General features: G+C 42.3%; 20 protein-coding genes. 13 read left to right on the top strand and 7 right to left on the bottom strand.

The genetic code is table 11. The features are described from left to right. Positions 1-28 precede the first annotated feature (28 nt). The 10 genes from AS194_RS11680 (at position 29) to AS194_RS14150 (ending at position 10740) form a co-directional block, all read left to right on the top strand. Positions 29-865: a ComF family protein gene (locus tag AS194_RS11680; RefSeq protein ID WP_058025662.1), complete on the top strand. Its 837-nt coding sequence runs from the start codon at positions 29-31 to the stop codon at positions 863-865. Between the two features lie 268 nt (positions 866-1133). Continuing rightward, positions 1134-1625 (top strand): Tfp pilus assembly protein FimT/FimU, encoded by a 492-nt coding sequence (locus tag AS194_RS11685; protein WP_227511646.1) that lies wholly within the window; start codon positions 1134-1136, stop codon positions 1623-1625. Next, on the top strand, positions 1622-2191 hold the full coding sequence (gene pilV, locus AS194_RS11690; RefSeq protein WP_058025664.1) for a type IV pilus modification protein PilV: 570 nt from the start codon (positions 1622-1624) through the stop codon (positions 2189-2191). The genes AS194_RS11685 and pilV overlap by 4 nt, the downstream gene beginning before the upstream one ends. Then, positions 2191-3237 (top strand): PilW family protein, encoded by a 1047-nt coding sequence (locus AS194_RS11695; RefSeq protein ID WP_058025665.1) that lies wholly within the window; start codon positions 2191-2193, stop codon positions 3235-3237. Before pilV ends, AS194_RS11695 begins: the two co-directional genes overlap by 1 nt. Positions 3238-3253: 16 nt before the next feature. Beyond that, positions 3254-4192 carry a hypothetical protein gene (locus tag AS194_RS11700; protein WP_058025666.1) on the top strand — a complete coding sequence of 313 codons (939 nt, stop codon included), beginning with the start codon at positions 3254-3256 and terminating at the stop codon, positions 4190-4192. A 61-nt stretch (positions 4193-4253) separates the two neighbouring features. Further along, positions 4254-8453: a PilC/PilY family type IV pilus protein gene (locus AS194_RS11705; RefSeq protein ID WP_058025667.1), complete on the top strand. Its 4200-nt coding sequence runs from the start codon at positions 4254-4256 to the stop codon at positions 8451-8453. A 14-nt stretch (positions 8454-8467) separates the two neighbouring features. Beyond that, positions 8468-9040 carry a type IV pilin protein gene (locus AS194_RS14140; RefSeq protein WP_058025668.1) on the top strand — a complete coding sequence of 191 codons (573 nt, stop codon included), beginning with the start codon at positions 8468-8470 and terminating at the stop codon, positions 9038-9040. 2 nt (positions 9041-9042) lie between these two features. Further along, entirely contained in the window at positions 9043-9465 is a 423-nt protein-coding gene (locus AS194_RS11715; protein ID WP_319822866.1) for a type IV pilin protein, read from the top strand. A 320-nt stretch (positions 9466-9785) separates the two neighbouring features. After that, positions 9786-10181 (top strand): prepilin-type N-terminal cleavage/methylation domain-containing protein, encoded by a 396-nt coding sequence (locus AS194_RS14145; RefSeq protein ID WP_058025669.1) that lies wholly within the window; start codon positions 9786-9788, stop codon positions 10179-10181. A 157-nt stretch (positions 10182-10338) separates the two neighbouring features. Beyond that, the gene (locus AS194_RS14150) at positions 10339-10740 is read left to right on the top strand and encodes a prepilin-type N-terminal cleavage/methylation domain-containing protein (RefSeq protein ID WP_058025670.1); all 402 of its coding nucleotides are present in this window, start codon (positions 10339-10341) and stop codon (positions 10738-10740) included. Between the two features lie 113 nt (positions 10741-10853). Here AS194_RS14150 and fdxA read toward each other — a convergent pair whose 3' ends face one another. Both fdxA and mutS read right to left on the bottom strand, forming a co-directional pair. Next, on the bottom strand, positions 10854-11177 hold the full coding sequence (gene fdxA, locus AS194_RS11730; protein ID WP_011279554.1) for a ferredoxin FdxA: 324 nt from the start codon (positions 11175-11177) through the stop codon (positions 10854-10856). Positions 11178-11274: 97 nt separating this feature from the next. Next, positions 11275-14379, bottom strand: a complete 3105-nt coding sequence (gene mutS, locus AS194_RS11735) for a DNA mismatch repair protein MutS (protein ID WP_058025671.1) — start codon at positions 14377-14379, stop codon at positions 11275-11277. A 459-nt stretch (positions 14380-14838) separates the two neighbouring features. Here mutS and secA point away from each other — a divergent pair, with 459 nt between their 5' ends. Both secA and AS194_RS11745 read left to right on the top strand, forming a co-directional pair. Continuing rightward, a complete protein-coding gene (gene secA, locus AS194_RS11740; RefSeq protein ID WP_058025672.1) occupies positions 14839-17631 on the top strand; it encodes a preprotein translocase subunit SecA in 2793 nt (930 codons plus the stop codon). 232 nt (positions 17632-17863) lie between these two features. Continuing rightward, positions 17864-18394: a hypothetical protein gene (locus AS194_RS11745; protein ID WP_058025673.1), complete on the top strand. Its 531-nt coding sequence runs from the start codon at positions 17864-17866 to the stop codon at positions 18392-18394. Between the two features lie 104 nt (positions 18395-18498). Here AS194_RS11745 and AS194_RS11750 read toward each other — a convergent pair whose 3' ends face one another. From AS194_RS11750 to AS194_RS11770, 5 genes are all read right to left on the bottom strand, one after another. Beyond that, positions 18499-19065: a YsnF/AvaK domain-containing protein gene (locus AS194_RS11750; RefSeq protein WP_058025674.1), complete on the bottom strand. Its 567-nt coding sequence runs from the start codon at positions 19063-19065 to the stop codon at positions 18499-18501. A gap of 242 nt (positions 19066-19307) precedes the next feature. Next, positions 19308-20156 carry a DUF2382 domain-containing protein gene (locus AS194_RS11755; protein ID WP_058025675.1) on the bottom strand — a complete coding sequence of 283 codons (849 nt, stop codon included), beginning with the start codon at positions 20154-20156 and terminating at the stop codon, positions 19308-19310. 456 nt (positions 20157-20612) lie between these two features. Continuing rightward, complete coding sequence (locus tag AS194_RS11760) at positions 20613-21794, bottom strand: thiolase family protein (protein ID WP_058025676.1); 1182 nt, start codon at positions 21792-21794, stop codon at positions 20613-20615. 143 nt (positions 21795-21937) lie between these two features. Then, a complete protein-coding gene (locus AS194_RS11765) occupies positions 21938-23296 on the bottom strand; it encodes a homoserine dehydrogenase (RefSeq protein ID WP_058025677.1) in 1359 nt (452 codons plus the stop codon). Between the two features lie 386 nt (positions 23297-23682). Next, positions 23683-24537, bottom strand: a complete 855-nt coding sequence (locus AS194_RS11770; RefSeq protein WP_058025678.1) for a DsbC family protein — start codon at positions 24535-24537, stop codon at positions 23683-23685. A 420-nt stretch (positions 24538-24957) separates the two neighbouring features. Here AS194_RS11770 and AS194_RS11775 point away from each other — a divergent pair, with 420 nt between their 5' ends. After that, on the top strand, positions 24958-25887 hold the full coding sequence (locus AS194_RS11775) for a DUF808 domain-containing protein (RefSeq protein ID WP_058025679.1): 930 nt from the start codon (positions 24958-24960) through the stop codon (positions 25885-25887). Positions 25888-26057 lie beyond the last annotated feature (170 nt).

Raw genomic sequence — 26057 nt, forward strand, 5'->3', positions numbered from 1 at the left:
TTACCATATTTATGATAATCAATAGTCTATGCACCGCTTAGTGCCTTATCAAACTGGACTGTGGCTGGCAGAGTATTTAAATGTACGCTGCCAGCTATGCCGTATTTATCGCAGTACACCACAGTCTCAGCTATTGATGCAGCAATCACAGGCTAATAGTAATGACGCATCGAGCGAACATTCTGAGTTTTCCCTTTCAAGCAATCCATCCTCGTTCGCTCATATTTTTCATCAAATCAATCACCGCTTAAATAGAGGTCTACTCTGCACTTATTGCCATAATAGTATCGCATGGCTGCCACAGCCTTTTGATGTTGACGTTGCTGCTGATAGATCCTTATCTATCCAAGTATCCACCTATTATGAATATCCAATCCGTCAAGCGATTCGGGCGTTTAAGCATCATGAAGACATGACAAAATTGCCCTTGTTGTTACATGCATTACGCCAGCTACCACGGCCACATGGCTGTCACCGTAATAATAGCGTGATTGTTGCCATGCCAACGACCAATCAGCGGCTAGTGAAGCGAGGGTTTGATCCTGTCAGTATTTTATCAGCACAGTTGTCAAAGCATTGGCAAATTCCTTTATGGCCCGGTGTGGAGCGCATTGATGATACGGTCAGTCAGCAAGGGCTCACACGCGCTGAACGTCTAAGCAATTTAGATAACGCTTTTGCTCTAACCGAAAAACCTCCGGTAAAACGCTTACTATTGTTCGATGATGTCTCTACGACAGGTGCAAGCTTGCAAGCATTGGCACGTGCATTCATCTCATCTGAGCAAACAGTGACCATAAACGCTCAAAGCCATAACAATTATCATATTTCTGCCTATGCGTTAGCTCATGGCAGTCAGTCCTAAAAATCATCTATCTAATTGAAATTATTAATATATTGCTTATGTATCATCGTAACGCTATATTATTAAATACATATATATTTACTGGTCTATCAAGTATGTATTATTGTTCATCCGTATATAATATGAACAGAATGTTGTGGAACAAAAATTGCATATTATTAGTTAAGCTAACTATAAAACTATTAGCAAAACTGACACCAGATTTTAGTTATTTTAAAACAAAAACTGATCAGAGACAGACATTAGCAGTGCTAAATAGGGATTTGATGTGAATGCATCTATGAATAGTCTACCGACCTCGCTAAGAACAGCCAATTCAGGTTTTACCTTGATTGAGCTGATGGTAACGATTGCTGTATTGGCCATCATTGTGAGTATTGCTGCACCAAATATTAGCACACAGCTTGCTAATCAGCGTGTTAAGTCGACAACTGCGATTTTAGCTAATGCATTAAAAGAAGCTAAAATAGAAAGCCGTATCCTTCGTCAGCCTTTAACTTTAGTATATAACGATAATACTAAAGTTATTAATATCCAAAATATAGTACCAAATAAATCAGCCACTACGATAGCAAGTTATAAGTATGATGCAAAAATAAGTATAAAATCAGCCACTACTAGCAGTCAATTTAGACCTAATAAAACTGCTGATGCTACTATGTATAATATTTGTGATAATAAAAATGCAGCTAGTCCTCGGCAAATCGAGGTTAACAATATAGGTAGTATAGTCATTAAAGTGGGAGGAGTCTGTACATGAATACTTTCACTTTTCAACGAGGCGTAGGTTTAGTAGAAGTTATCGTTGCATTATTGCTATTAGCTGTGGCCGTCTTAGGGTTTAGTGCTATGCAATTAGGTGCTGTGAAAGCAACGGATGAGAGTCTCATGCGCACTCAATCAATATCTGCGATAAAGACTTTGTCAGAGAGTATGCGCATCTTGCCTGATAGTAGCCCACTTTATAGAAAACAGGTAAACGATATTTATAAGAGTAGTACCTATAGCGATGAAAGTATTATTAGTTCTTATTGTATTAAAGCTAATGATTATGCTACTTCAGCCAAAAACTGTAATACAGCAAATTGCACATCAGAGGAAACAGTTAAATACAATGTTAGTACTATTGTGAAATCAGCTTGCTCAAAAGATATCGCTCTAAATATAGAAGTTTGTCCAAACACGAGTGGTATCAATGAACGTCAATGTATTATCGCAAGCTGGAATCAGACTAAGCCAACGATGTCAAATCAGGATGCTTCATGTACTGATGCGAGTGGTAGCTATAAGCCTGCAGCCTCATGTTTTATTATGGAGGCTTACTGATGTCAATATTGCCTTTAGATACATCAACACAGTCGATAAGTATTTTAGCAAAGAGACAATCTGGTTTTACTTTAGTAGAGCTTATGATTTCTCTAGTTTTAGGGTTATTAATATCAGCAGCAGTTATGCAAATCTACCTTGCAAACGTTAGATCTGCTACATTACAAGAGGCAGGATCAAGTATCATTGATTCCAATGTCTTTGGTATACCAGTTATAGAAGAACACATCCGACTAGCAAACTTAGGTTTAGCGGGAACAGTGAATGATACTAGTGAAGGCTCAGGTATAGTTTTAACTCAAACGGGTAATCTAAAAGGAATAAAGTTGAGTGGAAACGCAGATGTTCCTCTTGCTCTATTGACTAATACGGGTGATGTGACAGCTGTTGGTACAGGTAATCAGTGGTCAGCGAAGACAGCTACCAACACGCCTAGCGGACAGCTGACTATTCAGTTTAGGGCACCTCAAAATATGTACGATTGTGAAGGTAACTTGGCATTGGGACCCCGTGAAGTAAATATTAATAAGATCAAAAAAATTATCGATGGCCAAATAGTCATAGAGCGTTACTATCTACATGCTCAAGATGCATCTAAACCAAATCAACTCTCTTTATATTGTGACGCGGGTAAGTATATTACTGAAGATATGGACAAATACTCGGAGCAGGGTCAAACCAGTAGTCCATCTACTGTATTTTCAGACAAAAACGTTATAAAAGACTTTGGTGATAAAGGTATAGCGATTGTTGAGCAAATGGACTATTTTGATGTCTTATTAGGTACCAGAGATGGTGGCAACATTCGTTACTATACAGTCAAGCAATATAAAGATTCACTAAGTAAGCCTGAAATAATATCAGTAAAAATTGGTGGAGTCATACGCTCTAATAATGTGGTGCAAACGTCGGAATTAAATAATGAGTTTTCAGTTCTTGGAAAAAATATAAAACTGAAGGCTGATGCAACGGATGTAGAGAAAAAATACTTACGTTTTGCTTTCCAAAATGAAATCGCTTTACGAAATGCCAGACTAAACTTTTAAAACAAGGTGGGAATCCATGAGAAAGCTTTCATCTGTGCCCAGTGGTCAGCAAGGTGTTGCCTTGATTGTGGTTTTACTATTTTTAATATTGATTACTCTGGCAGGCGCTATCGCAGTAAAAAACAGTACTACGGATTTACGGCTTACCACAACCGAACAAGCAGACACCTTATTGCTCAATACTGCGGATAATACAAACAAAAATATTGAACAAGTTATCAATGTAGATAAGTCTGACCAAAGTGCGGCCTTACAGAAAAATATTGCTCTTAGTTCGGCAGGTATGTTTGGTTATTTTATGAATGTCGGAGCAGAAGAAAATAGAGATGATCAAATAGTATTTTGTTATCGCCCGCGTGGTTCTTATTTTTTTCAAATGAATGAAGCTACGGTGATAGACCCTAGTGGCGGTAGTAAGCTGGTTACAGGTGCTACAAGTTCAGGTGGATTTTGTCGAGTAAATAACGCTGAAGACTTTAGTAATGCTCGTAATAATGTGATGACGCAAGTAGCTGTCACTAGGCCTAGTAGTAGTATGCTGGCCTCAGAACCCTTTGAGTATGTACCGACACAGCGTTCGATTACCACAGCCAATGTTACTAGTAGTTCACCAAACTTTCGGTTGTTTAGTACCTCGTTTTTACCTGGGATGACCCAAGCAAGTGAACAAGAAATCTTAGATTGTCTAAAAAAACCCAATCAAAACGCTGCTGATTATGGCTATACCGAGAAAGATAAAGATAATAACGATGTTATGAAATACTATGACCAAACCTTAACACAGTGTTTAGCCAGTAAAGGTATACCTGCAAAAACATTGGTAGAAGATGTCAAGCTAGAAAACCTGCTCACGCCCGAGAAGTGCTTAGACTACGGGAAAGGGGATTCAAGTAATAAAATCAGTAAAGAATGCCAAAAGCTATTAAATATTTCTGCTTCTGGAGTTCCTCAATGAAAATATTGACTGGAACGAATCTGCGCGACACGGCTTTAATATATATCTCAAGGAGTACTATATGAAAAATTCAAGATCACTATCAGTACCAACGTATACTCCTTGGATGACATTTAAAGTCTCACCATTGGTACTGGCATTGTCTGCAATTGGATTTGTTACCACCCATACACAAGCAGCAGTTAGCTACAATGCGCAAGGTGTTGCAAGGTACAGTACATTAGGTGATTTGTCCATTTATCAGCCACCTGTAGGCGAGACCAAGCCTACGATCATGCTGATGTTGGATAAATCAGGCAGTATGGGCAATTTCTATAGAAATAACTATGGACGAATAGATAGTCTATGGATCGACTACGGTAGTGCAGACTACAAGAAAGCCCCTTATTCTATAACAGAAAATAAAGAAATTGAAAAGGAAGTTTGGGTTTGTGTTGACAGAAAAGGAAATGGGGACTGTAAAAGAAATGGTTGGGAGTTGAGAACATATATTGTTACTGAATCGATCAGAACAACATATCAATATCAAACAACCACTTTAAAAGGCAAAGACAATCAACCCTGTTATTACAGTAACTCTGATATAGATACTGTCAATAAAGCTATTAACCCTCCTAATGGCGGAATCGGTGACGGTTACCCTTCAGGATTTAAGGACAACTTTATCAGCCAGACATATTCAGATGATGGATATAGTTATGATATTACTTATTGTATAGATAGCAGTGTTCAAGATACTCGTACTGCTGCTGAAATTGCCGCAGGCGATATGCCAACCAACTGGCGTTTAGATAGAATAAGTGCTCTAAAGGCAGCTGTATTTAAACTGTTACGTAATCCCAAAATGGACGAGACGATAAGTATCGGGGCAGGTGCTTATGGATATAATGGTGGAACATACGGAAAAATTGGCGTTGCTGCCAAACCTTTGACAAAGGCTCAAAAGAATAAACTGCGCGAATATGTTGCTGGTTTGGACCCCTACGGAGGTACACCCATTGCAAAGGCTTTGGCAGAGGCAGGTGGCTATGTTTTAGGTAATAATACCAATGTTGGTGGTGCGACCCATAGTGGTTTTTATAATACTGAGGTCGACGGTGTTATTCGCAACAGTGATAACTATATAAAACCTGAAAGCTCACAGTGTGCAGGTACAGGTATATATATGCTGACTGATGGGCAGCCGAATAATGGCGCTTCTTATACCCAGACTATGATGCGTCCATCATTAAATAATAATAGCTTTCAATGTAGTATTAGCTCAATGGACAATACAGGTACTGCCTCTGGAGATCAAGCACGATGGGATTGCATCGGTGAATATGCTAAAGCTTTAGGAGATAAGGGCATCAAAACCGCTATGGTAGGTTTTGGTAGTAGCTTTGATGCTTTTAATAACTCGAATAACTATCGAACCATACAATCTGTACTGTCTGATGGTACGCCTTATGAAAAAAAATACTATCGCTGTGATCTTTTGACGGACAAGGACGCAAAAAATTCATGCAACTTAGGCATGGAATCGAATGATGATAAGACAGGGTTCACAGGTTTTGAGGGTGTCAATGAAAAAATAGGGGGCTTTGGCGAGGGTGGTTTTTATTATGCGAAAGACTCTAAGGATATCATAAATAGTGTTCTATCTTTTGTGACTAAACTTGACAACGATATAGCCAGTATCCCTTCTGGAACGATTACTATACCTCAAGATCCATTAAGCGCTCAAAATATACAGCCTTATGCTTATCTACCTATGTTAGAACCAAAAGTAAATAGCAGTCTATTGGTGTGGCCGGGCAATCTTAAGAAGTATGAAGTCAATCAAGGAACTCTGTACGGAAAATCTACTATAGGGAATAACGTAAATACACGATTGTATGTCAGTATGGATAAAGACGGCAAAATAGATACGACTGGCAAGAAGTTTCCTGCCGATTTGAATCCTAATGTCCGCGACTTGTGGAGTACTAAAAACTATCAGGCAGTTGACAAGGATGGTAATACAGTCAATGCCAATGACCGAATAACTGCAGGCGGGTTTTATGCTCGTCTTAAATCGCCTACGGAGGCCAGTAACTCAACTCGTTCTGTATATGTAGAAAGTGGTAGTGGTCTGAGAAAAATAGCGGTATTAAATGGTAAGTTAGTTGGGTTTAAAGACTTAGACAGCACATATGGCGCTGAACAAAAGCTATATTTGTTAAGCTTTCTAGGCTATAACATTAATGTAGATGCGGCTTTGATTAAGAAAATAAACGAGGCCAGTAATCAAGAAGCTGAGCTTGAAAATCTTATAACTACGCCAAGTGGTGAGGTTAAAGTCTTGGGTGGTGTATTACACTCAGAGCCTACGCTTGTCAGTTATGGCGGTAAGATTAACTCTCCTAGCAAAAATACGGATTCAGACCCTAAAACGATAGATGCGGATGCAGGCCAAATTTCAAGTAATGAAAGTGATCGAGATGACTACATTATGTTTGGCTCTATGGAAGGAGCACTGCATATTGCAAAATCTGATACAGGAGAAGAAAGCTTCGCCTTCATTCCTAAACAATTTATGACCAGTCAGGCTACGCTAAGAGCATTAAAAGAGGAGACAGTAAGTACTAATATTACAATAGACAATCCACCTGTCTTTGGCGTTGACGCTCCATGGATCGCATCTGGTAGATATGATTATAAATTCAATACGGATGGTAGCGGGAGCGTAAACGCAAATACCATGAGAGTATATGGTGGCTTAAGTAAAGGTGGCGTGGGTCTATATGGATTAGATGTTAGTAAAATTAATGAACCGCAAAAATTATTTACTCTTAATGCTGGCACTGCAGGGTATGGTCGGTTAGGCATGGTTATGTCTAAGCCTGTAGTAGGAAAGATCAAAGTAGGCACCGGAGCGAATGCAACCAAGGATGTGATTATATTCGGTGGTGGATATGATAAATGCTATGAAGATCCAACATTTAAGCTGAACTTCTCCACGAATAACTTGCCCAACTGTAATATTGCCAGTGCGCAAGGTAACGCAGTTTATATTGCAGATGCCATAACAGGCGAGCTCATTCTTTCTGTTTCAGGCGATAATGCGGGTGGCAAAAATGTTAGTGTATCAACGATGAACCACAGTGTCGTAAGTGAGATTACCACGCTAGATCGTGACAATGATGGCTTTATCGATCATCTGTACTTTGGTGATCTAGGTGGACAGCTTTATCGAGTAGACTTGCAAAATGGTAGCAGTATTAGTTCAACACCCGGTATCAATACTTTCGTACGCCGAGTGAGCCGAGTGCTTAATACAAGCGGTGACAGCAGTAGTGATAATTTATCTAAGACACTAGTTGGCAAAGGCTTACAATATCGATTTTATGCTCAGCCATCAGTGAGCTTTTTTGAAGATGAAGAATCTAGTGGTAGAAGAATTGCGGTAGTTAATATTGCTTCAGGTGATCGCAGCAGTCCTTTATCACGTCACCGTAAAGATTTATCAGAAGCCAATCGTTTATTTGGCATTATAGATAGAGATTTGGTTAATAGTAATTTATATGGCAAGGATTCAGATGATAATGATTTTCCACTCGTAAATAACGAATTGACACTTGATAAGCTAGCGTCTCTACCTTTTGATAAGGTGACTACACCTGCAGGTGTTACTCCAGCAATAGCGAAGACTAAGTCGGGTGTATTAACAGCGATGAAGAATGGCGTGTTTTCAGGTTGGAGTTACCCACTAACCTATTTTGATGGTTACTCTAATATTAAGCATGTTAAGAGCATGGGCAAGGGCTTAGCCTTAGGTGGTGTGTACTATATGACAGCATATAGCCCTGAGATGCAGTATGATACGACGATTAACACTTGCTCTGCACAAGTAGTCGGTGGATCAGAACGTCAATTATACTGTTTACCTTGGGGAATATGTGAAGCTGATAGTTCAAGTAACGGTACAGGTGGCTTTGTACGAGCAGGAAAAGGTATACAAGAGTTGGCGTTAGGCGCTTTTAGCAAAGACTTCACCAATGTCCAAGTACTAATAGGGAATCAGACTTTCGCTGAGCAAGTGGTTTCTGATAACCGTACAGGGTATGGTGCTAGACAGCCCAATCCTCCTAACTCTTCTGATCCTAACGTGCTACCTCATAGCTCTGATGGTAGTGGTACTCCATCAAAAGTAGGCGGTATGGGCACAGGAGGTATTTTCGGCAATATGAGTGGTTATAAATTATATCCTCAGCGTTGGTATGAAAAATCTCCAGACTAGGAGAGGAGATAGCTATGCATGATATATCTAAATTGCCTACTGACGGTTTAAGAAATAGAGGATTAAATCAAGGCTTTACTTTAATAGAAATGCTGATTGTCGTATTTATCATCGGTATATTAGCCGCTATTGCTATTCCAAGTTACCGTGAGTATATAGTTCTCAACGCTGAGCGCAATACACAAGCGAAAATGCAGCAACTACAAATAGAGCTTGAACGCTGGCGTGCATCAGCGCTTACCTATAAGGGCTTTAAGCCCAAAAAAATCGACAATACAAAGAAAACAGTCTATGAATATGATAGCGGCAACACGACTATCTATGTGCCAGAGGGCAGTACAGCAGCCAACTATAGTTATAAAATCACATTAGTAGATGGTAAGATTCCTACTAAGTCTTTAGTAGTAACTGCAGGTGTCGATAATGTCACAGGTAGAAGTTGGAAGATGTTAGCCGAACCAAAAAAATCTGGTATCACTGAGTATGCGGATTATTTCTTAATGACGAGTGCTGGTGTACGCTGTCAAAGCAGTGATAAGGTACTGATCACCGCTGCTGATTGTGGCACTAACCAAGGAGAGTGGTAGCAGTGATAGATAACACCAACGCTAATAACAATCATGGCTTTACGCTAATAGAGCTATTAATAGTAGTTGCTATTATTGGTCTCTTAGCCGCTATCGCTTATCCCAGCTACCAAGGCTACATAGAGCGCGGCCATCGCACCGATATGATGAGTGAGATGCACAATATCGCTAGTACTATTGAAAGCCGTAAATTGGCACAAGGTAAATATAACAGTGTTGTTACGACAGATCTTGTAGGTAATTATCCTCAAAATGATGCACTCTATACGGTTGCAATCGATCCAAATCCGCTAACGTCTCAATGGACTATCACAGCGACTCCTATACCCAGCAAGCGAATGGAAAATGATGACGAGATCAGCTTGGACTATCGAGGTTATAAATGTCGTGGCACGACTTGTGGTACTGATGATGAATGGAAATAGTCAGTACTGATATTTCCAATGTGACAAAAAATGTCAGTACTGATAAATTCGCTTTTTTAAAAAATACATAAGCTGACAATTTTCAGTAATCTAATAGTAACATGAATAAGAATGTATGAGTATTAATGTATTTTAAACAGTAGTAATGACTACCCAAAGTATTTTTCCGATGAAAAATGGGTTTAAATTTGGAAAATAGCAGAGATTGGCATGATAAATGCTTTATTTAGGATAAGAAGCAAATACACTATATAACGGAAGGTAAGTTGGTAGCTCACAGCTAGCTAGGTTATTTTCTTATTATCCAAAAAGGAGTTCTTATGAACACTGCACAAAAAGGTTTTACCCTTATTGAATTAATGATCGTAATCGCGATCATCGGTATCCTAGCTGCAATCGCTATTCCAGCATATCAAGATTATGTGCAAAAATCCGCAAATACTTCTTGTCAAGCTGAAGCTAAAGGCATTGTTGGCTCTGCTATTTCAGAAATTGCTTCTTCAGGTAAGATCGAGTCTACTTTTGTATTAGATGGCTCAGGTGCTTGTGCTGAAGTTCCAACCGCAACTTCAACAGCTTTAGCCGCAGACTCTACAAGTTTAGGTACTGATGCTTTAATTTTCACTCCAAAAACACGTGGTTCTGCTGACAAAGTTCAGAACACTTCTTGTGATCCTAATACCAGTAACTGTGAGCTTGTAGCTCCTACACCCTAACTAATTAAGTTTGTTAGTTTAAACGGGTAAGTAATAATCGTTATTTTTATTGGAAGCCAAACATTAAGTTTGGCTTTTTCGTGTTTGAAACATACTTAATCTTAACTGGCACACTCTCTGCACCATAGCAATTATCACATTAATTGATAATAATGTTATGAAGTATCAACATAATACTGTCGCAAATCGTCACCTGACACAATCCGGCAGCGCACAATCTGGCTATACCTTGATAGAGCTAATGATCGCCGTTGCTATCATCGGTATCTTGGCAGCGATTGCAATTCCCAGTTATAACCAGCATATCGCTAAGGCGCAGCAGGGCGCATGTATGTCTGAGGCGAAGTCCTATAGCAACCATATCTATTATCTGCTCAACGACCAAGACGACAACACTGTCGCCACCGCACCGACACCTAGTGCCTGTCTCAGTATCACTGATGCAACGGGCTGGACTACCGACACCGCGCAGCCTATCATTGCTGTTGCAAAATCACCATCCAATGCTCGTATCGAGTGCGATATCCCTAATGGCTCGCCTTGTCGAATATTACCTTAATCGGCTGATACCGTAGTAGCACTATTAAAAATAAAGTTTAAAACAAAAAACCACCGAACAGCAGTTGCCGCTCGGTGGTTTTTTATTAATGCGTCAAAGTGCGATCAGGCTGCCTACTTCTCTAAATACTGAATCTTACCCTCGACGCCGTCCCATTTGGCGGCTTCTGGCATCTGCTCTTTCATCTCTGTGATGTTTGGCCATTTTTGTGCCAGCTCTTCATTTAGCTGAGTGAACATCTCTTGTCCTTTTGGCACTTCGTCTTCTGAGAAGATGGCATTGGCTGGACATTCAGGCTCACATAGTGCGCAGTCGATACACTCATCAGGATCAATGACAAGGAAGTTTGGGCCTTCATAAAAGCAGTCCACAGGACAGACTTCTACACAGTCGGTGTATTTGCAAAGAATGCAGTTATCTGTAACGACAAAGGTCATAGTGATGTCTACCTGTTATTGATTTGGCTTTTGGCTAAATAGAATAGTCGAAAATAAAACGTATTTTAGCGCCTTTACTACGATTTGACAAATCCCTTTAATGACTAATGATTTTCTTTAAATGATAGATCAAATCATGCGCTTGCTTGGGGGTCAGGCTATCAGGATCAATGGCGCTCAGCTCGTCTTCTATGCTAAATAACTGATTTTGCTTTAGATTACCCGCTATATTTGGTGATTGTACTATGTAACTAGCCTGCTGCTCTTGAACCAAATTGTTGTTAGACTCTCGCTGTTTATCCGTTACTGAATTAGCTAAGTCATTTTTATCATCAACTTCATTAATAGCAACTTTTTCATTTTCTGCTTTTAGATTGTCTATCAAGTAACGTTTGGCATCATTTAATACTTGAGTGGGGATACCCGCCATCTTCGCGACATGCAATCCAAAGCTTGAATTTGCTGCGCCCTCACAGATCTGATGAAGGAGAAGTAACTGACCATCGATTTCACTAGCGGCGACGTGGACGTTACGAATTTCGTCACTTGTCTGTCCCAATTGCGTCAGCTCAAAATAATGAGTGGCAAATAACGTCAGGCAGCCAATATCGACTAGACGGTTGACACAAGCATGAGCGATTGCCAAACCATCTGTGGTGGCGGTACCACGTCCGACCTCATCCATTAATACCAGTGATTTATGGGTCGCTTGATTTAATATATTGGCTGTCTCTATCATCTCTACCATAAAAGTAGATTTGCCACCAGCTAAATCATCTGCGGAGCCGATACGGGTAAAGATACGGTCAATATCACCAATATGTGCATGCTCAGCGGGCACAAAGCTGCCGCAATGAGCGAGCAGTACAATCAGCGCCGTTTGGCGCATATAGGTAGATTTCCCCCCCATGTTAGGGCCAGTGATGAGGAGCAGTCTTTCAGGATGTCCTTTTTCAGCGTCATCAACATGGGCACTACCCAGCACGCAGTCGTTCGCGACAAAATAATTTGTACTTGATGCAGCACCGTTCCGATTGTTCGCGTTCGCTTGATTTAAGGCCGCTTCGACCACGACATGACGACCTTGGCGGATATCAATATGGGTCTGATTTTTGACCGTAGATTCATTTTGATTTTCTGAATCTCCTCCCATGGTTGGACGCTGCCAATGATAAGTCGTCGCAAGCTGCGCCCAATTGCTTAGGACATCTATTTGGGCAATCGCAGCGCTCAGTTGTTGTAGCTCAGCCAAATTCTCGTTTAGTTGGTTTAGCAGCGCTTGGTACAGCTGTTTCTCACGAGCCAATGCCAAAGATTGCGCGCTTAAATACTCCGTCTCGACCTCTTTTAATTCATCAGTGATAAAACGCTCGCTACTCTTGAGCGTTTGCCGACGAATAAAGTGAGCAGGGGCATTTTTTGCTTGCATCTTAGGCAATTCAAAGTAAAAGCCACTGACTTTATTAAAGCCGACTTTTAGACTGGGCAGTTGATTGTCTTGACGCGCTTGCTCTACCATGTCGTCCAATGTCACTTGAATATTGTCGTGAAGATGGATGAGACGATCGAATTCTTCATCATAACCGGCAGCTATCATACCGCCATCACGGATATGTGCAGGTGGTTCAATGACAATGGCACGCTCGATTAACTCAGCCACCGCTTGAACGGCTGGCAGCCTGGCGGGCAATTGCTGCATCAGCATGGGTAATAGACCAGCGTCTTCATGGCTGATACCTGACGCTGTCAATAGAGTGGTAATCTGGGCGCTACTCGCGATACCATCGGCAAGCTTGCGTAAATCACGAGGTTTGGCGCTCATCAGCCCGATGCGACTACTGATTCGCTCTATATCGCCAATGGTATTCAGTGTTTCTCGTAAACGTGTCACCAGTGAGCTATTTTCTGAATTTTGATTCGAGTTACCATCCGCATTCAATAGGGACGTTATCGCGTCTAGACGCATATTGATACGCGCATGCTGACGCAGTGGACGCTTCATTTGCTGTACGAGCAGTCGCTTGCCCATTGGCGTTTGACAATGGTTAAGGACGGATATTAGGGAAGTACCGCTACTACTGACTGGACTAAATAACTCAAGGTTTTGCTGACTATTGGCATCAATAATCAAATAATCGTCACTGTATTCAACGATCAGCTGATTGACTTGTGGCACATGGCGCTGCTGCGTTTGCTGTGCATAGTGAATTAGCGCAGCACAGCTAGTTTGCGCCAGCAGGTTATCTGCAATACCCAAACCATCAAGACGTTGCACCTCAAACTGCTGACAAAGCGTGTCGCTCGCGTGCGTACGGTGAAAGTCATTGGCCGCGACTTCTATAATAGGGCAGTCCAGATGTTGCCGTAACCACAGCATCCACTCTGCATCAGTGCCATCAGTGCCGCCAATGCTATCGCTGAGTGCTTCACTAATGATACATTCACTAGGCGCAAAACGAGCAAGTACCGTCAGCATTTGAGTTTGCAATCCATCTATATTGTCTTTATCTGCTATTAGCGTCTGAGTAGTCAATGTACCTGCAGCTAGATCCATTTGGCTAACAGCTGCTTGTAACGTCTGGCTATTATCTTGCGTTTTTAAATGAGCAATATCGATGGCGACGACAGTCGGTGTATGGTTTGGTGCGATCAATGCATCATCAGTAATAGTACCTGCTGTCAGCGTTTTGACCACTTCACGGCGCATGATGCTACCAGCCGCCGATTTACTTTTGTCTTTTTTTTGCTTGTCGCCCATCGCAGGGATATTGGCCTTATTGTTACCACTGTCAGCATTGGTCGTTGTCGACTCGTCAATTTGCTCACACACGACGACCGTTTGCCCAGCCGCGATGAGGCGTGCCATGTAACTATCTGCTGCATGAAAAGGAACACCCGCCATCGCTATCGGGTTGCCCGCTTTATCCGTACCACGACGCGTTAGGGTGATGTCTAATATTTGCACCGCCCGCTTAGCATCATCAAAGAACAGCTCATAAAAATCCCCCATCCGGTATAGCAGCAATGCTTGTGGATAGTTGGCTTTCATGGTTAGATATTGCACCATCATTGGCGTATGATCTGCTAAGTTATAGACGGTATCGCCGATGCTTAAACAGTCAGATGTATTTGGTTTTGATAAGGCATTATCTGATTGAGTAGAAATAGATGAATGATTTTGGACGGACGGCTTTACGGTCATGCAGAGTCTCTTATTGTGTTTCGATAGATTTTTATTAAATAGCATTTGCGGCAGCTGGTTTCGGATTAGCGCCAGTTTTATAGATTGTTTTGGTACGATAGAGTTGATATAACAAATGCGCCTGGTACGTACCGAAGAAGGATATAACGATTAGATTTAGGCTAGATTATATCGACAGCGCCATATGACAGCTACCTTATAGCTATCACATACAGGCACCAAAAAAGCTAAGAAATTTAATAAAGTAAGCGCTATTTTAACACGTCCTGCTCGGTTTTTGCCTTGGCAAATATCTACTCACCGCCCTTGTATCCATCAGCGCCATAACCATATATAATGACGGCACACTTAATTGGGCGATACTAAATTAGGTAGTACTTAGTCGGGTAATGACAAGGCCACGAGCTAAGCTTTGGCTAATGCGCACTAATTATCGAATATTCCATAGGTCAAAAAATTATGTTATCAAAGATTATAGGCAGTGTGGTTGGCACCAAAAATGACCGCGAACTAAAACGCATGCGTAAAGTGGTCAGCAAGATCAACGCACAAGAGGCTGAAATACAAGCCCTGTCTGATGAGCAACTACAACAAAAAACGGCAGAGTTCAAAGCCCGCCACCAAAAAGGCGAAAGCTTAGATTCACTATTGCCAGAGGCTTTTGCCGTCTGCCGCGAAGCCTCATTGCGTGTCAATGGTATGCGCCACTATGACGTACAGCTGATCGGTGGTATCACTTTGCACGAAGGCAAAATCGCTGAGATGAAAACGGGCGAAGGTAAAACCCTAATGGGCACCTTGGCGATGTATCTCAATGCCATCAGTGGTAAAGGCGTGCATTTGGTCACGGTCAACGACTATCTTGCGGCGCGTGATGCGGAGCTCAACCGTCCGCTCTTTAACTTTTTGGGCATGACTGTCGGCGTGATTTACTCACAGCAGCCGCCACAAGAAAAAATCGACGCCTATCAAGCTGATATCACGTATGGTACCAACAACGAGTACGGTTTTGATTATTTGCGTGACAACATGGTCTTTAGTCTAAAAGAGAAAAAACAGCGCCCGCTAAACTTTTGTATTATCGATGAGATTGACTCAATCTTAATCGATGAGGCACGTACGCCGCTGATTATCTCAGGGCAAGCCGAAGACTCTTCGCGCATGTATGCGCTGATTAACACCATCATTCCACGGCTTAAGCGCTCAAAAGACGAAGAAGCCAATAAAAATAACGAAGATGAAGATTTTTGGATTGATGAAAAAAACCGTCAGATTGAAATCAGTGAAAAGGGTTACGAAAAAATCGAGCGCTTCCTAGTTGAAGTGGGTGAGCTTGGTGAAAACGAAAGTTTATATAGTCCAAGCCGCTTGCCGTTATTGGCTCACGTCCAAGCTGCCATCCGTGCGCATCATGTATTTGTCAAAAACGTCCACTACATCGTCGATGAAGGCGAGGTGGTCATCGTTGATGAAAACACAGGCCGTACCATGCCGGGTCGCCGCTGGTCAGAAGGTCTGCATCAAGCAGTAGAAGCCAAAGAAAACGTTGAAATCCAAGCAGAAAACCAAACGCTTGCGACCACCACATTCCAAAACTACTTCCGTCTATATGACAAGCTGTCTGGTATGACGGGTACCGCTGATACTGAAGCGGCAGAATTTAAATCTACTTATGATCTCGATGTCATCGTCATTCCAACGCATGAGCCGATTGCTCGTATCGATATGGATGATCAGATTTTCTTAACCAAGTTAGGCAAATACAAGGGCATTATCCGCGAGATCAAAGACATTCAAGCCAAAGGTGCACCTGTGCTGGTCGGTACAGCGACCATTGAAGCCAGTGAAGAGCTGTCTTATTTGCTCGATCAAGAAGGCGTGAAGCATAACGTCCTAAACGCCAAGCAGCATGAGCGTGAAGCTGAGATTATCGCACAGGCTGGTAGCCCAAAATCAGTGACGATCGCCACCAACATGGCAGGTCGTGGTACGGATATTATCCTTGGTGGTAATTGGCAGTCGTTTATTGAAGATGTCGATTCGGTCAGTCCGGAGGAGATGCAGCGCCTAAAGTCTCAGTGGCAGGTAAAGCACGACCAAGTGGTAGCGGCGGGTGGTTTGCATATCATTGGCTCTGAGCGTCATGAATCACGTCGTATCGATAACCAGTTACGTGGTCGTGCTGGTCGTCAGGGTGATCCTGGGATGTCGCGCTTTTTCTTATCGCTCGAAGATGATTTGATGCGTATCTTCGCAGGCGATCGCGTGGTCAATATGATGCGTGCCATGGGTCTAAAAGAAGACGAAGCCATCGAGCATAAGATGGTGTCAAAATCGATCGAAAACGCGCAAGGTAAAGTTGAGAGCCGCGATTTTGATGCGCGTAAGAATCTGTTGAAATATGATGATGTTGCCAATGAGCAGCGTAAAGTTATTTATGGTCAGCGTGATGATTTGCTTGCTGAAATGGACTTATTAGAAGCCATTGAAGTGATGCATCATGAAGTCTATAACGCCATGATCAACCAGTTCATTCCGCCTGGTTCTATCGACGATCAGTGGAACATTGACGGATTAGAAGATGAGCTTGAGGACGAGTTTAAAGTCACGATGCCGATCAACGATTGGCTAGATGAAGACCGCCGTCTAGATGAAGAAGGACTGCGTGCTAAAATTATCCAAACAGCCATAGACCGTTATCACAGCCGCCGTGAGCAAATGGGTGAGCAAGACGCCGCCCAGCTTGAGCGTCATTTTATGCTACAGAGTCTAGACAAGCACTGGAAAGAGCATTTGACACAGATGGATCAGCTGCGTAAAGGTATCCATCTACGCGGCTATGCGCAGAAAAACCCTGAGCAGGAATACAAGCGCGAGTCTTTTGAGCTGTTTCAGATGATGCTTGGTGCTATCAAGTCTGAGACCGTACAAGACTTATCACGCGTACACATTCCGACCAAAGAAGAGCTAGAGGCGTTGGAAGCTCAGCAGCGTGAGAATGCGGCGCATATGCAAATGCAGTTTGAACATGATGACGTAGATAATTTAGATAGCAACGTAAACAGTGCAGCCGCTCAGCCGCAACCACAAAACCGCAGCCTTAGTGGTACGGCAGCAGCTGGCACTGCTATGGCAGCCAGTGGTAGCAATGCCAAAGAGCCAAACCCGTATGCTGGTATGAATATCAGTCGTAATGCCCCTTGTCCTTGTGGTTCAGGGCTCAAGTACAAACAGTGCCACGGCAAAATCTAATCAGTATGGTCTTTTAGTCATTAGCAACTATGATTAAAGTCTGTAGACTGCTAAATAGCAAGCCCTTATCTCAACCAGATAGGGGCTTTTTTATATCTTATAAAGGCTGCTTGTTCTATAATTTACCGTTCTATAGCAGATGAACACTTTGTATTGATTGCTTACAAATTCAGCATAGGCGTGAATTTATGGACACGCTATAGTGTTTAGCATATTTATTTGGGAGAGCGTTATGAGTTTAGAATTATTAAAAAAATTGCGTACCTCAGTCGCATTGACGGGGTTGCTCGCTGGTGCATTGACGATCAGTGCCTGTCAGCAGCAATCAGAGCCAGAGTCAAGTATGGAAGATGGTGTCAATGCTGAAGAATCTGTACCAATGTCAGCTGAGCCTGCTGAGCCAAGTGATGTCGTTGTAAATACTGAAGATGCCTCACTTAATGAAGTAGAAGGTGATACGGTCGCATCGGTAAACAGCAGTGTGACGCAGGTATCGTATCTGTGCTCACCTGAGCTAAAAGTTGAAGCGACTTATAAAGAAGATGCCAATCAAGTGGTCGTTGCCACTGATATGGGAACAGTAACACTGAATCAGACCAATGAAGGCAGTAATCCAGAAGTGTTTGAAGTTGCCACAGGGTTAGATGGCGGTCAAGGGTTTACTCAGTGGCGTGTGGCGCATGAAGAACGCGAAACTGGTGTCATGCGTACAGCTGGAGAAGATGAGTCAACCGTAAATACGTTTGAATGTAATAAAGTATAAAATTTTGATTACTACGTACCACACAAAAAAAGCAACGCTGGTTTAGCATTGCTTTTTTTGTCAGTGATTTATCTATGCTGGTGATTAAATCACCAGTATCTCATTTATTTTGGTCGAGTAGCATTGGCCTCATGTGCCAAAAACCCTTCTTCAGTCACATCCAACTCTTCATGCTTAAGCTCTACTGAGATATTATCGGTATGAATATGGGTACTCTTATTGACATCAATTTCTTGGACGGCGTAGGTATCTTTAGTAATAGTTGCTACTTGGCGTGATAAAACGATTTCAATCGGATCATCGCCAACCTCTATTTGTTTACCATTGACGGTCACAACGGCTTTACTATCTAGTGATGGCTCAACATGACGCAATATGTCTTTTTCGTCGTAATGGCCAGACAATAAATCTTGACTCTCTGCATCATAGTATTCAGTACGAATCGTAATGTACTCTTCTACTAATTCGATAGGGACGTCGATAGTTTTGGTGCGGGCATGCTTGGTGACAGTCACTTTACCAACGTCTAGGCGCTCTTTATTGATGACAGGACGCTCTTCTAATAGCTCCAAATGCCCAACATTGACGACATTGGAGGTTTCATCAACTAGTGTGCTTTTTCGGCTTTCCAAATCATCTTGGTATAAGTTTTCTGTATGGTCAGTAGTCATTTTTATTTCCTTATAATTATAAAATGATGAATCGGGCAAAATGCAATGTTAACGAATGATATTGAATTTATTACTATCATTAATCATTACTATAATAACTCACGTCCCCATATTATCGATACAAAAAAGACCAGAGACATGCTCTGGTCTTAATCTGCTAAGTCAAAATGCTTAGCTACCTATTATTATCACATCTCATAATGAAATCACAATGTCATTAAAAGACGCAAAGTATCAGGGTATTACATACCACGAGCGCGGCGTACATCATCTGCTGTGATGTCATCACGGTTAACTAAGTTGCCTTCACGGTCGACCACATTACCGTCATTATTAACGTCTAGCTCTTCGCGCTGGATAGTCTCAACGATAGTTTCAGTATGACGCTCTGTTGTTTTACCAACATTAACTTCTTCAGACACATAAGTATCTTTACCAACACGAGCACGTTCTGCTTCTAGCTCAACTTCAACGGTATCATTAACGTCCATATCACCGATGCGGCGGTCTGTTGGGCGATCAACGCTAGTGCGCTGGATATCAGCATGTTCTTCTTCTAGCTCGACATCGACATTGCGCTCTTCAGTCACAACATGTTTGCCAACTTTTACAAGGCCTGCAACGATACGGTCTTTATTGACAGTCAAACGCTCTTCTAAAAGCTCTAGTGTGTTTGGTGCATCATAAGAATGGTCTGCGATATCTACACGCTCTTCAGCTGGAAGGGTATCAGCAGCAAAAGCTTGACGGTCTCTTTCGTACTGTTCTTTATAGCTGTATTGATAGTCATGGTCATATACTTCCATGGCTTCTACCTGTGACTTGGTCAAGCTATCAAAGAAAACATCATCACCAACGATACGAGCTAAGCCCGCTGGTACTAAGATTTCTTTTGAGCTGAACCAACCACCTGCATCAACGATTAAATAACGGATACGACCAGTGGTGTCTTCTACTAGCGCACCTTCGATTTTACCGATTTTTTCTTCGTTCACACCGTAAGCAGTTTTGTTTGTTGGATCATAATAGTCATCACCGATTAGGTCACGATGAGTGGCTTGAATATCTTTTAAACGGATTAGTTGGCTCATTATTGTCTTCCTTTTTTATGAGTTAATATTTGTAAAAATTATTCTATAAATGGGTATTTTTAAAATTGCTGATGAATACTTATTTTAAATTCTGGGCAAAAATTACTTCAATAAACGAACTTCAATAAGTAAGTTAAGAGATAGGTCACAACATCTCTGCATCAACTTGTAGCTATCCTAACACTATGATTTTGGATGAAATACATGAGCAAGGTAGCAAAATGTGCGCTTGGGGTAATTACATGTAATAGGCTGTAAGTGGTATAACATAGGTGGGGTACAACTTAACGAGCCTTAACACAAAGAAATGTTTAAAGTTAACGTTGAATCAATAGACACGAAAAAACCGCAGAGCAATGAGCAATGCGGTTCTTGAACAAAAGATAAATACCAATAAATGCGTGAAGTTAAATGTTACGTATTATCTGAACAAAGACACGCTAGTATTACTTTTACTTAAGGAAGCTCAATAGCAACGGCAACTGCTTCGCCGCCACCAATACAAAGTGTCGCAACGCCTTTTTTGCCGCCGGTACGCTTGAGAGAATTGATCAGCGTCACTAGGATTCGTGCACCTGAACAGCCTACTGGATGACCAAGCGCACAAGCGCCGCCTTCAACGTTAACTTTGGCGTGGTCGATGTTTAGCTCGTCCATAGCCGCCATAGTGACCATCGCAAAAGCTTCGTTAATTTCCCATAGATCCACATCAGCGACTGACCAGCCAGCATTTGCTAGTACTTTTTCGATGGCACCGATCGGAGCGATAGTGAATTCGCTTGGGTGACGAGAGTTTGAAGCAGTGGCAACGATGCGAGCTTGATAATCCAGACCTTCAGCCTTTGCTTGTGACTCTTTCATGACGACGACAGCAGCAGCACCGTCTGAGATTGAGCTGGCATTGGCTGCAGTGATCGTACCGTCTTTTGCAAATGCTGGGCGTAAGCTTGGGATACGATCAGCATTCGCTAGGCCTGGTTGCTCATCAGTATCGACCGTTTGCTCGCCTTTACGAGTTTCAAACGTCACAGGCTCAATTTCATCTTTGAAGTGATTGTCTTTGATAGCGGTTAGCGCGCGATTGAGTGATTCGATGGCAAACTCATCCATCTTTTCACGTGTGTAGCCTTTTTCATCGGCCATTTCTTGAGCGAACATACCCATGAGCTTACCAGTCTCAGCATCTTCTAGACCGTCTAAGAACATATGATCTTTGACTTCTTTGTGACCCATGCGGTAGCCACCACGCGACCCTGGCATCAGATACGGTGCATTGGTCATTGACTCCATACCACCAGCCACAGCAACATTGAAGCTACCAGCTTTGATGCCATCATGTGCTTGCATGACGGCTTTTAGACCTGAGCCGCATAGCTTGTTGATGGTGACCGCGCCAGTCGCGTCAGACAATCCAGCTTTGCGCATGGCTTGACGGGCAGGGCCTTGACCCAAACCTGCAGTCAAGATACAACCCATGATTACTTCATCAATATCATCGACACTAACGCCTGAGCGTTCGACAGCGGCTTTGATTGCAGCAGCGCCCAAATCACTAGCACTCATGTCTTTTAGTACGCCTTGGAAGCCGCCCATTGGTGTACGTGCGCCGTTTAAGATTACAATTGCATCATTTGACATCGTTATTATTCCTTATTTACGTATTTTAAATGAAAGTGCCTCATAGAGAGGCAAGGGCTGGTTCGCTGTTACTCTTTATCAGTTAGCATTTGCCTGGCTCACTGATAAAGGGGGTGATAAGCGTGGCTTGCTAAAATTATGTTTTAAGCCAGCTCATCTAAGCGAATGCGTACTACTTTATCAGTAATGGTCTCTAATTTTTCAATTTTTTCGATAGCGAGATTCATCTGACTCTCGACCACAGGTAGGGTTAAGATAATGACAGGTACTTGACCAACTTTATGCGCAGGTTTCTGTAGAATGGCATCGATATTGATACCTGCATCGCTTAGGATGCGAGTGATGTCCGCTAAAACACCTGGGCTATCATAAGCATGTACACGTAAGTAGTAACCAGTAATCATCTGCTCAGCACGTAATATTGGTGTGTCTGAGAGTTGCTCAGGGATAAATGCTAAGTGCGGTACATGGTGCCCACGATTGTTTTGCTCGCTGCTGTTTTGCTCGTCGCCACTTTTGCTACCTAATACACGGACGAGATCCATGACGTCGGCCATCACTGCCGAAGCAGTAGCACCAGCACCAGCGCCATCACCGCAGTAGAGTGTTTGCCCAAGTGGATGTGAGTTGACCAATACCGCGTTTTTTACGCCGTTGACATTGGCAAGCAACGCATCTTGTGGAATAAGCGTTGGATGGACACGCAACTCAACGCCAGCATCATCACTGTTGCCTTGACCATCACGGCGTACTGCAAATCCTAAATGTTTGATACGATAGCCAAGCTCTTCGGCGTAGTTGACATCTTGTAGTGTGATACCAGTGATGCCTTCACAGTAGACTTTGTCAAACTGTAGCGGGATACCAAAGGCAATCGAGGCAAGCAAGGCTAGTTTGTGCGCCGCATCGATGCCTTCCACATCAAAAGTTGGATCTGCTTCTGCATAACCCAGCTCTTGCGCCTCCTCTAGTACGTCGGCAAATGGGCGACCTTTGTCACGCATTTCGGTCATGATAAAGTTGCCAGTACCATTAATGATACCTGCGAGCCAATCAATTTTATTGGCAGCAAGCGCTTCGCGCATCACTTTAATAATTGGGATACCGCCTGCCACCGCTGCTTCATAAGCAACATGGACATTATTCTCTTCAGCGAATGCAAAAATCTCATTGCCGTGTTCAGCCAATAGCGCTTTATTTGCAGTTACGACATGCTTACCGTTTTTAATAGCTTGCATGATGACGTCTTTAGCCAAGGTCGTACCACCAATCACTTCGATAACGATATCGACATTGTCGCTTGCCGCAATTGCCATCAAGTCACTGTTTTGCATGATGCTGGTATCAATATCATCACGCTGACGGCGCGTACCCACTTCGGTAATAATAATATCGCGTCCACTACGGCGTTTTAGCTCATCTAAATTGTCATTGATTAGGTTGATCACACCTGTTCCGACGGTGCCTAAACCAAGTATCGCTAGTTTGATGGAATTGCTCACAGTATCCTCAAGAGGTTAAATATAATGAAGCGGGCATAACGCTGGGGCAATAGCAAATGAGTCTGCGGCATGACACCGGCAGTCTATAGGCATTTTCTAGTGCTACTTTGCATACATACTTCATTATAGTTGAATAAAAAATGCTCAGATAAAAGGGTATTGCTAATTTTGCATCGCGCTTTATCGTATCATACCGACAAGCAGTTGTGACGTCTACACAATGTCGATAAGGTTATATAGGGTATAGATTATAGAATAACTATTGTGTTCAACTATACTTGGCATACTCAGGTATTGCTCAAGCGGTGCTGTCTTATATTTAAATCCATTCATATAAATAATAGATATTAGAATATATTAAAAATATCACATGTTAGGATTAAGTATTAGTTTGCACCGACAGCTTGCGCCAGTTGCGCTGCAGGTAAGTAGCCACCTACTTGCTCACCTGCTTCAGTAAAGATGGCAGGGGTACCGCGCACACCCAGTCTTGATCCTAGAGCCATATGCGCTTGCACAGGGGTAGCACAGCTAGGCGCTTGCACATTGGCACCCATTTTTGCTTGATCCATCGCTGCGTTACGATCCTGACTACACCAAATCGCTTCCATTTTTGGCACAGACTCTTGACTGCGTGGCCATGCGAGATATCGCACTTCGATACCGCGCGCATTGATATCATCCATTTCTGAATGTAGTTTACGGCAGTAGCCACAGTCGGCATCAGTAAAGGCATAGACGACCGCTTTGGTCTCACCTTTTGCTGGATAAATGATCATCTCTTTTTTATCAACAGCTTTTAACGCTTCTTGCGCGGTACTGGCCGCCAAAGCAGCACTGATATCCACTGGCGCAGCACCGCCAACGGCAACGATCTGTCCTTGGATAATATGCTTACCCGACTTATCGGTAAAGAAAGAGGGTAGCCCTTCAGCCGTCACCCAATAAATACCACCCATATCTGTTGGTACCGCTGAGACGATGGTTTCTTCGATACCAGAGGCCTTTAGGTTTGCTTGTAATGCACTAACTACTGCAGAATCATTATCAGCTGACGCTTTGGCTGGTGCATCCTTGGTCTGCGCCGCGTTGACAACACTGGTATTACCGGTTGCATCCGCTGCATTGTTTGAGCAGCCAGCAGCAATACCTACTAGCAAGGCACTCATCACAAAACGAGATAGGGTAGTACGAGAGAAAAAATTATTCGTCGTGGTATTTTTGCTAATAGATGACGGCATATGGATTTCCTATAGGCATCGCGCCTAGACATGAGTTCGTTATATACAAAGCGTTGTGGATTACAATATATAGTAAGGTGTCTGTATAGTGTTTTAAAGGTTTAATTTTACAGAAGTTTTTATAAATGATTGATAGTAAAGATAAGCGGTAAAATCGCTATATTACCATATTTATGGATAATGACAGCTCAAATGCATCGTCTAATAAATGCAAATAATCCCAACTTTTAAGAATATCTGACAACACAAATTCAAAAAATAAGATACATTTGTACTATGTAATATATGGGCGTGCCCTTGTAGTCTACTGCTAACAGCATTGTTATTATAAGAATTGTTTTTATAAGAACTCTAATAAAATACTTTGTTTTAATGATTTCAGTAGTACTTACTTCAACAAATTTGCTTTAAGGAGCACACATGGCAGGTGCCAGTTTATTAACCTTACTTGATGATATCAGTGTGATATTGGATGACGTCTCCGTCATGACCAAAGTCGCTGCCAAAAAAACTGCTGGCGTGTTAGGCGATGATTTGGCCTTGAATGCTGAACAAGTTACTGGTGTCAAAGCCAACCGCGAACTACCTGTTGTCTGGGCAGTCGCCAAGGGCTCGTTCATCAATAAGCTCATTTTGGTACCAGCAGCGTTATTGATTAGTGCGATTTATCCACCGCTTGTCACGTTTTTATTGATGTGTGGTGGTCTGTTCTTGGTTTATGAAGGTGCTGAAAAAGTTATACATCGGTTTTGGCCACATGCATTGCCACATGATGAAGAACAAAATGCTCGCCGAAAAGCCAATGCCGATGAAACAGTCGATTTAGTGGCATTTGAAAAAGAAAAAATCAAAGGGGCCATACGAACTGATTTTATCTTATCCGCTGAGATTATCGTGATTGCACTAGGCGCAACGGCAAGTGCTACTTTGCTAGAACGCAGTTTAGTACTATCTATTTTAGCAATTGGTATTACGATTGGTATTTATGGTTTGGTTGCTGGTATCGTCAAAATAGATGATGCAGGCCTACATCTGATGGAGCAAGAAAGCACGTTTAAGCAAAAAGTAGGTAAGGTAATGTTTGCTGCTGCGCCAAAGCTCATGAAGTTTTTATCCATTGCAGGGACGTTGGCTATGTTCTTAGTGGGTGGTGGTATCTTAGTACATGGTATTGGCTTTTTGCATCATGGTGTAGAGGATATCGCACATCTCACGGGTATTTTTGAGGGGGTAACAACCACCGTATTAAATGGTGTTATTGGTTTTATTATCGGTGCGGCAGTTGTGGCATTGCTTACCATTATTGATAAAGTTCGCGGCAAAGACGATAAGGCTTCTTCTACTCATTAAGCTGGCCTATGTTTCTATCTTAATACTTAATATCAAACTTTTTTCTAATTGAATAATTAAGCTTCGTCTTACTAAAACAAAAAGCCCCAAAGCTATTAGTAGCTTTGAACTGACCCCCAAATATTGGACGGTTTAGTTTAAATCAAGGACTGAGTTCTGTATTGCACAGG

This window comes from Psychrobacter piscatorii, from assembly GCF_001444505.1.
In the GTDB taxonomy this organism is placed as follows: domain Bacteria; phylum Pseudomonadota; class Gammaproteobacteria; order Pseudomonadales; family Moraxellaceae; genus Psychrobacter; species Psychrobacter piscatorii_B.

Coding starts and splice junctions, on each gene's coding strand:
- AS194_RS11680 (WP_058025662.1), top strand. CDS start 29: ATGCACCGCTTAGTGCCTTATCAAACTGGACTGTGGCTGGCAGAGTAT.
- pilV (WP_058025664.1), top strand. CDS start 1,622: ATGAATACTTTCACTTTTCAACGAGGCGTAGGTTTAGTAGAAGTTATC.
- AS194_RS11695 (WP_058025665.1), top strand. CDS start 2,191: ATGTCAATATTGCCTTTAGATACATCAACACAGTCGATAAGTATTTTA.
- AS194_RS11700 (WP_058025666.1), top strand. CDS start 3,254: ATGAGAAAGCTTTCATCTGTGCCCAGTGGTCAGCAAGGTGTTGCCTTG.
- AS194_RS11705 (WP_058025667.1), top strand. CDS start 4,254: ATGAAAAATTCAAGATCACTATCAGTACCAACGTATACTCCTTGGATG.
- AS194_RS14140 (WP_058025668.1), top strand. CDS start 8,468: ATGCATGATATATCTAAATTGCCTACTGACGGTTTAAGAAATAGAGGA.
- AS194_RS14145 (WP_058025669.1), top strand. CDS start 9,786: ATGAACACTGCACAAAAAGGTTTTACCCTTATTGAATTAATGATCGTA.
- AS194_RS14150 (WP_058025670.1), top strand. CDS start 10,339: ATGAAGTATCAACATAATACTGTCGCAAATCGTCACCTGACACAATCC.
- fdxA (WP_011279554.1), bottom strand. CDS start 11,177: ATGACCTTTGTCGTTACAGATAACTGCATTCTTTGCAAATACACCGAC.
- mutS (WP_058025671.1), bottom strand. CDS start 14,379: ATGACCGTAAAGCCGTCCGTCCAAAATCATTCATCTATTTCTACTCAA.
- secA (WP_058025672.1), top strand. CDS start 14,839: ATGTTATCAAAGATTATAGGCAGTGTGGTTGGCACCAAAAATGACCGC.
- AS194_RS11745 (WP_058025673.1), top strand. CDS start 17,864: ATGAGTTTAGAATTATTAAAAAAATTGCGTACCTCAGTCGCATTGACG.
- AS194_RS11750 (WP_058025674.1), bottom strand. CDS start 19,065: ATGACTACTGACCATACAGAAAACTTATACCAAGATGATTTGGAAAGC.
- AS194_RS11755 (WP_058025675.1), bottom strand. CDS start 20,156: ATGAGCCAACTAATCCGTTTAAAAGATATTCAAGCCACTCATCGTGAC.
- AS194_RS11760 (WP_058025676.1), bottom strand. CDS start 21,794: ATGTCAAATGATGCAATTGTAATCTTAAACGGCGCACGTACACCAATG.
- AS194_RS11770 (WP_058025678.1), bottom strand. CDS start 24,537: ATGCCGTCATCTATTAGCAAAAATACCACGACGAATAATTTTTTCTCT.
- AS194_RS11775 (WP_058025679.1), top strand. CDS start 24,958: ATGGCAGGTGCCAGTTTATTAACCTTACTTGATGATATCAGTGTGATA.